This window comes from Cupriavidus oxalaticus (assembly GCF_004768545.1).
In the GTDB taxonomy this organism is placed as follows: Bacteria; Pseudomonadota; Gammaproteobacteria; order Burkholderiales; family Burkholderiaceae; genus Cupriavidus; species Cupriavidus oxalaticus_A.
On record NZ_CP038634.1, the window covers coordinates 612057 to 624205 of the forward strand.

Consider the following 12149-nt stretch of genomic DNA (forward strand, 5'->3'; position numbering starts at 1 on the left):
TTGTCAGGGAGTACTGCGACTAGTGCGGTCCAAGCGCCGGCTCGGCCAGCCTGCGCAGGACCGCCAGGGTATTGTTCGCCGCTGCGACACCCATATTGACGTAGGCCGCGCTGGTCACGCCACCGATATGCGGACTGAGCACGAAGCCCGGCTCTCCCTGGAAGGCATGCGGCACCTGCATCGGCTCGCGCGCAAAGCTGTCCAGGCCGGCAGCGGCGACGTGGCCCGAGCGGACGGCTTCGAGCAGCGCCGCTTCGTCGATCAACCCGCCGCGCGCAGTGTTGATCAGGATCACGCCACGCTTGCACTGTGCCAGTGTGCCGGCATTGACCATTTCCCTGTTCTCGGCCGTCAACGGGCATTGCAGCGAGATGACATCCGATCGTCTCCAGATCTCTTCCAGCAGCACGGCTTCGATATGGTCCGGCAAGTCCGTGGCAAACGGGTCGAAGCCGATCACGCGCATGCCGATGGCGTCGCACATTCTGGCGAACCGCCGCCCGATCGCGCCCAGGCCAATCAGGCCGATGGTCAGGCCATTCAGCTCCAGGCTCTTGTGCGTGGCTTTGTCCCAGTGGCCGGCATGCATGCGCGCGTCCAGTTGCACCACCGACTTGGCGCACGCAAGCATCAGCGCCAGCGCGTGTTCTGCAACGGCCGCGGCATTGGCCCCGGCAGCGGCGGTCACCTTGATGCCGCGCGCCTCGGCAGCGGCCTTGTCGATGGTGTCGGTTCCGGTGCCGTGCTTCGAGATCACCCGCAAGGCGGGGGCCGCGTCCATGACTTCGGCCGTCACGGCGCCATAGCGCACGATGATGCCGACAGGATTGTGCTTCGTTGCCAGCGCGACGAGGTCGGCGGTCTGGGGTGTCCTGCCGGCGAAAACGACCTGATAGTCGCCCAGCAGCGCCAGGGCTTCCGGTGCCAGGTCCGCACCCGTGACGATAATGACTGGCCGGTTCATCACAATGCTTCTCCCTCTTTCAGGACGCCGGCGGTCACCAGCGATGCCAGCAGCCACGGCGCGGTGGTATTGCCCTCCTTTATCTGTTCGATGCGCCTGGCCTCCGCCTCTTCCTTCTTCGCCGCGGCGTCGAGCAGGGCCTCGATCTTCTCGCGCTCCACCACGACCAGGCCATCGGCATCGCCGCAGATATAGTCGCCCGGGTTCACCGTCACGCCCCCGACGGAAATCGGGTGTCCGATGCGGCCGCCGACTTCCTTGGTCGGACCATTGGGATTCGTGCCCACCGAGAAGACCGGGAACTGCATGTCGTCCAGCTCGAGGCTGTCCCGCACGGCGCCATCGAGGACCACACCCGCCAGGCCGCGCTGGCGGGCGGCATGCATCATGATGGTTCCCATCAGCGCCGAGGTCTGGTCGCCCTTGCCGTCCACAACCAGCACGTCGCCGGGCTGCGCAAGCGCCAGGGCTGCGTGGATCATCAGGTTGTCGCCCGGACGGACTTCGACAGTGAATGCCGGACCGGCGACTTTCATGGTCGGGCGCAGGGCCTTGATCCGGCCGTGCAGGGCGCCGCGGCGTCCGCCGACATCCGACAGGATAGCGGGCTGGAACCTGGCGGCGCGCGCGATGATGTCAGCGGGTACGCGATCGAACGATTTGATGATGTTGGGCAAAGCCATGACGAACTCCAGCGAAATTTGAGAAATGGTTGGATACGGTGCCGCTCAATCCAGCTTTGTGCCGGAGGCTTTGATGACCGCCGCCCAGCGTCCGATGTCCTGCTTGATCAGCGCGGTGAATGCTTCGGGTGTGCCGCCGAGCACCGATGCCCCTTGTTCGTTCAGCTTGCTGGCGAGTGCCGGGGATTTGAGCGCCTTGTTGAACTCGGTATTCAGGCGCATCACGATTTCCTTCGGTGTCGCGGCAGGCGCGACGAAGCCGAACCAGGTCGCCGTCTCGAAGCCGGGATAGCCCGACTCGGCAACGGTTGGCACCTGGGGCAGGTCTTGCAGGCGCTTCGATGAGGTCACCGCGAGCGGCCGCAGCTTGTTGTTCTTGATATGCCCGAGCAGCGTCGGCACGGACGCCATGTACAGGTCGACTTGCCCGCCCATCAGGTCATTGACCGCCTGTGCCGCGCCCTTGTACGGCACATGGGTGAACTTCACTTTCGCGGTGCCTTGCAGTTGCTCGCCACCGAGGTGCGCCACCGTGCCATTGCCCGGCGAAGCAAAATTCAGCGACCCGGGCTTTGCCCTGGCGGACTGGATTGCGTCCTTCATCGTCTTGTACGGCGAGTTGACGTGCGTCACCAGCACCAGCGGCGCGGAAGCGACCAGGCTGATCGGCGCAAGGTCCTTCAGCGGGTCGTACGGCAGCCGCTCGTACAGCGAGGGATTGATGGCAAGGTTGCTGGTCTGCCCCAGGGCAATGGTGTAGCCATCGGCAGGCGCCTTGGCTGCCGCGTCCACGCCGAGGTTGCCGCCGGACCCCGGCTTGTTCTCCACGACAAAGACCCAGCCGGTCGACCTGGCGACGGTAGTGGTCACTTCCCGCGCGATGATGTCGGTGCCGCCGCCGGCGGGAAACGGGACGATGACCCTGATGGGCTTGCTCGGATACTGCGGCGCGGCATGAGCCGTGGCGGATGCCAACAGGATGCCTGCAATGGCCAGGAGGCCGCGACGGGATATTGCCTTCATTGGTGTCTCCGAATCTGGTTTCGTTGTGAGGCTTCGTTGTGATTGGATTGTGGTCGACCGTTTCACGTCATACAATGCCGTTTCATACCGTGCACCGCATTTCGCGTCATGAACCGGAAAAGTGATACACAGGTCGCCTCAACCGGCGATGAGGGGCCGAGCGCCGTGATTGCGGTGACGCGCGCGTTACGCGTGCTGGAAGCCTTCGGGGTCAATGACCCGCACCTGTCGCTGGCCGAACTGAGCCGGCGCACCGGCATCCACAAGACCACCGTGCTGCGGCTGGCCCGGACGCTGGCGGCGGACAACTACCTGGTGCAGAAGGAAGACGGCAACTGGCGGCTGGGGCGCGCCGCGGGATGGCTGGGCGCGTGCTACCAGGCAACGTTCAATGTGCAGGAAGTGGTGGAGCCGGTCCTGCGGGAACTGACGATCCGGACCGGCGAAAGCGCTTCGTTCTACATCCGCGAGGGTCAGCAGCGCACCTGCCTGCTCCGGGTCGAAGGGCCGCAGGCCATCCGCCATCACGTCAGGATCGGCGCGGCACTGCCGCTGGACAGCGGCTCGCCCGGCCGGGTCATATTGGCGTTCTCGGGAGAGCCGGGCGAGCCCTATGAAATGATCCGGCGCCGCGGATTCCACCTGTCGCTCGGCGAGCGCGAACCCGAGGTCTCCAGCGTCTCCGCGCCGGTGTTCGGATTGCACTGGCGCCTGCTGGGCTCGATGTGCATTTCGGGACCGACTTCCCGGCTCAGCGAAGCGCGGTTGCTCGAGCTGGCGCAGACCGTGGTCGACGCCGCGAACAAGCTGTCGTATGCGATGGCAGGCAGCCAGCGGCCCGCCATGCAGCTGGAAAAGCCGTCGACCTGGCATCCCTGACGCGCAGGACCCGACGGATTACCGGCTCAGAAGAAGTGCCGGATCCCGGTGCGCAGCAGCAGCTGGTTCCGGTTCGAGGAGACCCCGTACAAGGTCACCGAGCCCTGCGCGAATGCCTGCGCCTCAACACGCACAACAATATTCTTGTCCTGTTATTGAATGGATTTCACTGCCCGTGGGCGCGCTCGTGCGCTGCGCCCGGTTCCGGCGAAGCCGGTGCCCTGGCACGTTGCCCGCGCGTAGCGAGCCAACACAGGATGGAGCCGGCGCAGACCATGGATGCGCCCTTCCAGAATGCGATCGACAGCGGCGTGCGCAACAGCATGGCCGCCAGCGCGGCGGAAAGGACCGGGATGAAATAGGAGGCGCCGGCAAGTACCGTGACATTGCCGTGCAGGATGCCGACGTTCCAGGCAGCGTAGCCAAACCCCATCGCGGAGGCTGCCAGCGCCAGGTACAGGATGGCCTCATAGCTGAACACCATTGCCCCGCCGTCGCCGGTGAAGTACTTGATCCACAGCGCCAGCGCCGTCAGCATGAAGAACAGCGTGACGCCATTCTTGCCGCCGGCGATGCGGCTGGTCACGGTGCAATAGGCCGCCCAGATCATGGCGCCCGCAAAGGCCAGCCCGTAGCTGAGCGGGTTGTCCTGGATATTTGCCGCCATCCCGGCGAAGTCCAGTCCCTGGTCGCCGCCAAGCACCCGGCAAATGCCAAGGACGGCAATCGCAAATCCGGGAACGACCAGCAGGTTCGATTTCTGGCCGTTGAATGCAATGGCGCACAACATGGTAAAGCTCGGCCACAGGTAGTTGACCATGCCGACCTCGATGGCCTGCCTGCCGCTGTTGGCATAGCCAATGGACAGGGACAGGCACAGCTCATAGGAAACGAACAGGAGGCTTCCCCAGATGAGGTAGCGCCGGGGAAATTCACCTGGCTTGACGAAGCCGACAGTCAGCCAGAGCAAGGCCGAGGCAACGGAATACATCATGGCCGCGCCGCCGGTTGCGCCAAGGCTTTCGCTGACGCCACGAATCAGGCCGACGATCGAACTCCATAACAGGATCGCGATCAGCCCGATGAGTGTTGCCTGACGCTTGCTTCGGATGACACCTGCTTGCATTGAACGGATGACCTCATGAGGGACGATGGGAGGAAAAAATGCGGGAGCGGACTCCGGCGAGTCGCGCATGATACGTGTGTTGCGGCGCGACCGGGCATCGCGCGAGCGCCATGCCCGGTCCCGGACGGGACCCGGGGCATGGCTCGCCATGTCACTCAGCTGTGGCCCGACCGGTCCGATACGTCGATCCAGATGGGGCCAGCGCGATGGCTTCGTCCACGCTCTGGAAAGTCGTGACCGAAAGGACCGAAATGGGCTTCGCTGACCAGCGCACCGATCCGATGGTCCGGATCGGGGCGATTACCCATCTTCCACTCGCGCATCTGGACGCAACAGGCTCGCCACATGCACGCCCGCATGTGGCGTGCATGCCGCTACTCCAGCACCACGCCATTGCCCTTGATCACCGCGGCCCACTTGCGCACTTCCGCATCGATGAACCGCGCAAATCCGGCACTGTCGCCCGGCTCGGGCTGCAATCCCAGCGCCGCCAGCTTGCTGCGCATATCCGCGTCGGACAGCACCGCGCTGGCATCCTGGTTGAGCTGGCGCACGATCGCCGCGGGCGTCCCGGCTGGCGCCATCAGGCCGAACCAGCCGTAGCCGGTCACGCCGGGACAGCCCTGCTCGACTAACGTGGGCGCATCGGGATAGACCGGCGTGCGCTGCTCCGACGCAACCGCCAGCACCCGCAGCTTGCCCGCCTTGATAAACGGCAGCGCCGTCGTGATGGCGGTCAGCGTGGCATCCACCCGGCCGGCCAGCAGCTCGGTGTAGGCGGTGGCATCGCCGCGGTAGTGCACGTTCAGCACCTTGAACTTCGCCTGTGCGCCGAACAGTTCCGCCGTCAGGTGCGGCCCCGACCCGGCGCCGGGCGAGGCAAAGGTCACGCCGTCCGCTTTCGCGCGCGCCAGCTTGACGAAATCCGCGACCGAGCGCGCCGGCGAATCCGCCTTGACGATCAGGAACACCGGGCCGAGCACGCGCGGCCCGACCGCGACGAAATCCTTGTGGATGTCGTATTGCTGCGGCAGCCCGGCCGCCGTATTGATGGCAAACGGCGCGGCGGCCCACAGCAGCGTGTAGCCGTCGGGGGCGGCGCGCGCCAGCGTTTCGTTGGCGACCCGGGTGCCGGCGCCCGGCTTGTTCTCGACCACGAACTGCTGGCCATACTTGCGGCTCAGCGCTTCGGCCAGCAGCCGCGCCGAGGTGTCATTGGACCCGCCGGGGCCATACGGCGAGATCAGCCGCACGGTGCGCGCCGGATACGCCTGCGCCAGCGCGGACAGCGGCGCCAGCGCGGGCGCCGCGCCCAGCAGCATCACGTCGCGCATGCGTGCCAGCAGGTCCCTGCGCGATATCTTGTCAGCAGTCATCGTCATGCCTCCACGGCCTGGATCCCCGGATACGAAAAGGTCTTGCCAAGGTGCGCCGCGCCCGGCACGTACAGCCGCAGCGCCACGTAGAAGGGCCCTGCCGGCGCCGGCAGCCAGTTGCCGTGGCGCGCCGCGTCGCGTGGGGCCGCGGCGCCCAGGTGCAGGCGCAGGCTGCCGTCCGGCTCGTAGCGCAGGCTCGGCGAGCGGTCGCCCAGCGAATAGCGGGCGATCGGGTTCTCCACCAGCATGCAGTCGCCCTTGTCGTACATGGTCAGCGACCAGAACGCGCCCACCTGCGGCAGCTGGCCGGCGGGGAACGCCAGCTCGTGCGGCTCGTTCCCGTCGAGCGGGCGGCCGTGCGCATCGCAATCGGCGATGATGTACATGGCCTCTTCCATGCCGAGCGCGCCGATGTAGTTGCGCGCCACCTGCGCGCGCTCGGCATAGCGCGTGCCGAACGACGCGCCGATCTCGACCGGCAGGTTCCAGCCGCCGCCCAGCGCGGAAGGCATCGGCCGGGCCAGTTCGGCCAGCACCTGCTCCATGGCAGCGGCCAGCAGCGCCACCTGCGTTTCCTTCAGCGGCACGCCCTCGCTCGCGGCACCGAGGCCGAGCGCGGCGAAGGCCTGCACTGTCGCCGCCTCGTCTGCTGGCGGCGGGTTCTCGCGCAGCGCGCGGTTCACCACGTCGGCATAGCGCCGCACCTGCTGCGGCGACGCGCCGAGGTGTTCGTTGGGCTGCATGCCGACATCGTACGCGCGCACCGCGTCGCCGCCGTCCGGCAGCGTCAGCCGGAAGCGGTCCTGCAGCGCATGCACCGCGGGCAGGTCGTCCGGGCCGTCCACCAGCAGCCGGCCCAGCAGCCACACCGCATCGGTCGGACAGGCGATGGCGGTGGCGCCAGCCGGGGCTTCGCCCTGCCAGCCGGGACCGTGCAGCAGGAAGCGCCCGGCCTGCGTGCCGGTGGTGCGACTGCCGATGTAGGCGAACGGGTTGGTATAGAAATCGAGCAGCCCTAGCACGTAGTAGCGGCCGGCGCTGTCCGGCACCTCCAGCAGCAGCGGTCCCTGCGACAGGTCGAGCCAGGCGTTGCTGTACAGCGTGTCGTTGTTGGGCGTGACCACCTGCCGGTGCTGCGGCCCGAGCAGCTGGCGCGTGTGGAAGAACTGGTTGACCCAGCGCAGCGTGCCGTCGGGGCGCGCGTCGGCAAAGGCGCCTTCACGGCGGCGGCGCGGGCAGGTGGCGGCGCGCATGCGCGCCATTTCGTAGAGCGGCAGCGTGTACAGCACTGCCTCGCGGGCCAGCGCGGGCAGTCGGGAACCGGCGAAAGAATCGGCGGATGAATCGGCGGATTTTGTCATGGAATCTCGCTCCTCAGGCAACCCGGCGCACCGGCGGAATGCGGTACTCGCCCGCGATAAAGGCCGGCGCGGGATGGTACAGGCGCAGGATCAGGTAGAACGGGCCCGCGGGAGCGGGCAGCCAGTTGTCGGCCTGTTCGGCCTGTTCCGGCCGCCGGTGCGAGATCGGGATGACCAGGCTGCCGTCGGGCTCCATGCGCAAGCCGGGCGTGCGGTCTCCCACGGCGTAGCGGCCGATCTCGTTGGCGCTGAAGAAGCGGCCCTCACCGTACAGCGAGACCGACCAGAACGCCTGCGCCGGCGGCAGCATGCCGGGCGGGAAGCTCAGTTCGTATGCCTGCGCCCCATGCAGGGGCTCGCTGTCGGCATCGAAATCGGCCATCGCGTAGATGGCTTCGTCGGCGCGCAACGCGCCCAGGCCCTTCATCGCGGTGCAGGCGCGCTGCAGCCAGTCGTCGCCATAGACGCCGAGCTTCAGGCTGTAGCCCCAGCTCTTGCGGCCCTGGCTGCGCGTATGCGCCTCGATCAGCTGCATGGCCTGGCGATACGCGTTCTCCAGGCCGGCGCGGACTTCCGCGCGCAATGCCGTGACGTCGACCTCGCCCTCCAGCTTCAGGCCGGCCTTGCGCAGCAGCGTGAACGCGCCCAGCTCGCGCTCGGCGGGCGGGTACTCGCGCAACGCATTGAACAGGTTCTGGAAGAAATCGAGCGCCTCGTTGCCGGTATCGCGCCAGTCGCGCACGCATTGCGGCATGGGCTTGCCCGGCGCCTCGAGCGCGAAGCCGCTTTCGAATGCATGGGCCGCGGCCAGGTCGTCAGGACCCTGCACCAGCACGCGCCCCAGCAGCCATACCAGCGAGGTCGGACAGGCCACGACATGCTCGCCTTCAGCGTGCTGGCCGGGGCCGACCAGCGTCACCGTGCCGCCTTCGGCCGGCACGGTGCGCGGGCCCAGGTTCTCGAAGTTGTTGGTCCAGGCATCGAGCAGCTCCACCACGTAGTAGCGGTCGCGCTGTTGGTCGCACTTCGGCAGCGGCGGCACGCGCAGCGTGACCGCCCCGTCGGCCAGGTTGGCCCAGCCGCAGAAATACAGCAGGTCATTGGCGGGCGTGACGACGTCGCGGTCTTCATGCGTCCACTGGCGCTCGCTCGCCGACAGCGTGTTGACCGGGGCGCGGCCATAGCCGGTGGCCTCGCTGACTGCGGTCTGCAGCTTGCAGGTACGGATCGTTTCGACCAGCGGATAGCCGTAGATCGCCAGCGGTATGGCGGCGGCGGCGACCAGCGCTTCCTGGCTGGAGCTGTAGACGGGTGCGGAGAAGAACTGTGGCGCGGGATGGTTCATGCAGGGCTCCGGGAAAAATAGGCGGAAATTGTGGGAACGCGTGCGGCTCATTCCTGTGCCGCGCCGCTCGACTTGACCAGCGTGGCCCAGGCTGGCACATCGCTGCGCATCTGCGCGGCAAAGGCGCTGCGCGGCTGGGGGCTGTAGCGCATGCCGAACGCGTCGGCCTGCGCCTTGATGGCGGGATCGCGCATGACGGCGACGGTGGCGCGCTCAAGCTTGTCGACGATCTCGGCCGGCGTGCGCGCGGGGGCGAACAGCGCGAACCAGCTGTCCACGCCGAACGCCACGCCGGCCTCGGTAAAGGTCGGCACGTCGGGCAGCGCCGGCGAACGCTCGGAGCCGGTAACCGCCAGCGCCCTCACCTTGCCGCTGCGGATCAGCGGCAGCGTGCCGGCAAGGTCGGACATGGCCACGGGCAGCGTGCCGCCCATCACGTCGGTCAGCATCGGGCTGACGCCCTTATAGGGGATGTGGCGCAGGCGGATGCCGCCCAGCACGTTGAGGCTTTCGCCGGCGAGATGGCCGCCGGAGCCGTTGCCCCACGAGCCGTAGGTCAGGTCGGCACCGGGGCGCCTGGCCGCGGCGATCAGCGCGGGCAGGTCGCGGCCGGTAAAGCCGGGGCCGGCGATCAGCACGTTGCCGCCGTAGAAGAGCCGGCTGACGGGCACGAAGTCGCGCAGCGGGTCGTAGGGCAGTTTCGGGAAAATGGCTGGTGCGATCGCATGCGTGGCGGAGATGCCAAGCACCAGCGTGTAGCCGTCCGGCGCGGCGCGCGCGACCTGTGCGGAGCCGATGGTGCCGGTGGCGCCGGCTACGTTCTCCACCACCACGGTCTTGCCGAGTTCCTTCGACAGGCCCGCCGCCAGCAGCCGGCCGACCACATCGGTGCCGCCGCCCGGCGGGAACGGCACTACCAGCCGGATCGGCTTGTCGGGATAGGTGCCGGGATTGGGGCCGGGATTGGGGCCGGGATTGGGGCCGGGATTGGGGCCGGCGTGCGCGGGGGATACCACCCCGCAGAGCGCCACGGCGAGCGCGCCGAGTGCGCCCAGCGCGCGCAGCGCGATGCGCCGCGCCGGCAAGTGCTTGTGCCTTTGCATGCTTGTCTCCAGTCTTGATTGAGGTACTGCGTCTGGCCGCGGGGCGGCGCCCGTCTGTGCGGGCATCCTGTCCACCGCGTTGCGCGCCGTCGCTATGAATCAGTACGACGGTCCGGGCGAAGCGTGACCACCGCGTCGGCGGCGACCAGCCCCTGCGCGGTGACGATGAACGGATTGATCTCGAGCGTGTCCAGGCGCTCGCCCAGACCGGCTGCCAGTTGCGACACCGTGGCCAGCACCTGCGCGGCGGCATCGAGATCCACGTCGGGGTTGCCGCGATGTCCTTCGCACAGCGCGGCGGCACGGCTGGCGCGCAGCATCGCGCGCGCCTGTGCGCGCGACAGCGGCGCCAGCCCGCAGGCGGTCTGGCGGAAGATCTCGACCGCGGTGCCGCCGATGCCGGCCAGCGCCACCAGCCCGAACACCGGGTCGCGCCGCACGCCGACCATCACCTCGCCCCAGCCGCGCACCATGCGCGCCACCAGCACGCCTTCCAACGGCACCGGCGCGCCGCTCCCGGTGCGCGCCAGGGCGACCGCTTGCGCCATGCGGGCGAAGGCTAAGCGCACCGCCTGCGCATCGGCCAGGCCGAGGGCCACGCCGCCGACATCGCTCTTGTGCAGGATCTCGCGCGAGCACAGCTTGACCACCACGGGATAGCCGAGGCCCTCGGCAATGCGCACCGCCTCGTCCGCATCGCGCGCAAGCCCGTGCGGGGCCACCGGCACGCCAGCGTCGGCGAGCAAAGCCATGGCCTCGTACTCGGACAGCGCCGTGGTTTCGGGCGGCAGGCCGCGCAGTCGCGCTTCGCGCCGCGGCCCGGTCCCGGACAAGGTATCCCGTGCGGATTCCAGCGCCGCCGCCTGCGCCAGCGTGGCGACGGCTTCCACTGCATGACCCGGCTCGCGGAACACCAGGCACCCGCGCGCTTCCAGCCATGCGCGCTTGTCGTCGTCGACAATGCCGGCCAGCAGCAGCGGAGCGGCATTTGTGTCTTCGCTCAACGCACCGATGGTCTGCTGCAGCTCCGGCCACAGCCGCGGCGCATTGGCACCGCCGGCCAGGAAGGCCGCCACGCAGCCATAGGCGCCGCTGCGCGCGACGCCCGCGAGGGCATCCATGAACACGCGCGGCTGCGCCACCACCTGCCCCGTGACGTCGATGGGGTTCGCAGTGCTGGCGAACGGGATCGCGGTGCGCAGCGCCTCGGCCGCAAGGTCCGGCATCGGCGGCAGCGGCAAACCCAGCTGCTCGGCGCGATCGGCCATCATGATGCCGACGCCGCCCGACACGGTGACGATCGCCAGCGGCGTGGCGGCAGCGGCGCCGCTCCCTTCCGGGCGTTGCCAGGTCGCCGGCCGCCGGCCGCGCGACAGCACATAGCCGAGCCGGAAGAATTCTTCCAGCGTATGGGCCCGGTGCACGCCGTAGGCATCGAACACCGCCTGGTACACCGCATCCTCGCCGGTCAGGCTGGCCGTGTGCGACTGCGCCGAGCGCGCGCCGGCCGCCGTGGTGCCGACCTTGGTAACCACCACCGGCTTGCCCGCCGCGCGCGCCGCGGCCAGCGCCTGGCGCAGGCGCGCGCCGTCGCGGCAGCCTTCGATGTAGGCGAGGATCACGCGGGTGTTGGGGTCGTTGGCAAGCCATGCGATCACGTCCGCCACCTGCAGCCCGGCCTCGTTGCCGGTGGTGACCCAGTGGCTCAGGCCCAGCCCCGCCTCGCGCGCCAGCGCATAGGCGTAGGCACCGAAGGCACCGCTCTGGCTGACCAGCCCGACTTCGCCGACCGGCGGCACGCCGCTGAGCGGGATCGGCGAGAAGGTGGCGAACATGCGCTCGCGCAGGTTCATCGCGCCCAGGCAGTTGGGGCCCAGCAGCGTCACGCCCGCATCGCGCGCGCTGCGGGCCAGCAGGTCCTGCATGCGCACGCCGCCCTCGCCGGCTTCGGCGAAGCCGGAAGTGAAGACCACCGCCGCGCGCGTGCCGTTGCCGGCCAGCTGCGCCATCACGTCCTGGCTGGCGCTGGCCGGCACCGCCACGATCGCCAGGTCGACCGGCTCGCCGATGTCCGCCAGCGAGCCATAGGCGCGCAGGCCCTGCACTTCGGCGGCGGACGGGTTGACCGGATAGACGCGCCCCCCATAGCCCAGTTCGCGCAGCAGCCGGATCGGCATGCCGCCCACCTTGTCCGGCTGGGTGGAAGCACCGACCACCGCGATCGAACGCGGGTACAGCAGGGAATTCAGGTCAACCATGTGGCAGTCTCCGGGTCTTGTTTTATGGATG

10 protein-coding genes are annotated in these 12149 nt (G+C 68.5%); 1 reads left to right on the forward strand and 9 read right to left on the reverse strand.

The window, feature by feature from the left end:
• Positions 1–19: 19 nt before the first annotated feature.
• The 3 genes from E0W60_RS02625 to E0W60_RS02635 are packed head-to-tail and all read right to left on the reverse strand — an operon-like array spanning position 20 to position 2670.
• A complete protein-coding gene (locus E0W60_RS02625; RefSeq protein WP_135702927.1) occupies positions 20–964 on the reverse strand; it encodes an NAD(P)-dependent oxidoreductase in 945 nt (314 codons plus the stop codon).
• Complete coding sequence (locus tag E0W60_RS02630) at positions 964–1647, reverse strand: RraA family protein (protein ID WP_135702928.1); 684 nt, start codon at positions 1645–1647, stop codon at positions 964–966. Before E0W60_RS02630 ends, E0W60_RS02625 begins: the two co-directional genes overlap by 1 nt.
• A gap of 45 nt (positions 1648–1692) precedes the next feature.
• Positions 1693–2670 carry a Bug family tripartite tricarboxylate transporter substrate binding protein gene (locus tag E0W60_RS02635; RefSeq protein WP_135702929.1) on the reverse strand — a complete coding sequence of 326 codons (978 nt, stop codon included), beginning with the start codon at positions 2668–2670 and terminating at the stop codon, positions 1693–1695.
• Between the two features lie 108 nt (positions 2671–2778).
• Between E0W60_RS02635 and E0W60_RS02640 the strand changes: the two genes are divergently transcribed.
• A complete protein-coding gene (locus E0W60_RS02640) occupies positions 2779–3549 on the forward strand; it encodes an IclR family transcriptional regulator (protein ID WP_133094370.1) in 771 nt (256 codons plus the stop codon).
• A 166-nt stretch (positions 3550–3715) separates the two neighbouring features.
• Here E0W60_RS02640 and yddG read toward each other — a convergent pair whose 3' ends face one another.
• The 6 genes from yddG to E0W60_RS02675 form a co-directional block, all read right to left on the reverse strand.
• Positions 3716–4660: an aromatic amino acid DMT transporter YddG gene (gene yddG, locus E0W60_RS02645; protein ID WP_135703955.1), complete on the reverse strand. Its 945-nt coding sequence runs from the start codon at positions 4658–4660 to the stop codon at positions 3716–3718.
• A gap of 389 nt (positions 4661–5049) precedes the next feature.
• On the reverse strand, positions 5050–6051 hold the full coding sequence (locus E0W60_RS02655; protein WP_135702931.1) for a tripartite tricarboxylate transporter substrate binding protein: 1002 nt from the start codon (positions 6049–6051) through the stop codon (positions 5050–5052).
• A 2-nt stretch (positions 6052–6053) separates the two neighbouring features.
• On the reverse strand, positions 6054–7412 hold the full coding sequence (locus tag E0W60_RS02660; RefSeq protein WP_135702932.1) for a DUF1254 domain-containing protein: 1359 nt from the start codon (positions 7410–7412) through the stop codon (positions 6054–6056).
• 13 nt (positions 7413–7425) lie between these two features.
• Positions 7426–8757 carry a DUF1254 domain-containing protein gene (locus E0W60_RS02665; RefSeq protein ID WP_135702933.1) on the reverse strand — a complete coding sequence of 444 codons (1332 nt, stop codon included), beginning with the start codon at positions 8755–8757 and terminating at the stop codon, positions 7426–7428.
• A gap of 47 nt (positions 8758–8804) precedes the next feature.
• Positions 8805–9860, reverse strand: a complete 1056-nt coding sequence (locus E0W60_RS02670; protein WP_135702934.1) for a Bug family tripartite tricarboxylate transporter substrate binding protein — start codon at positions 9858–9860, stop codon at positions 8805–8807.
• A gap of 92 nt (positions 9861–9952) precedes the next feature.
• Positions 9953–12118: an acetate--CoA ligase family protein gene (locus E0W60_RS02675; protein ID WP_135702935.1), complete on the reverse strand. Its 2166-nt coding sequence runs from the start codon at positions 12116–12118 to the stop codon at positions 9953–9955.
• Between the last annotated feature and the right edge of the window lie 31 nt (positions 12119–12149).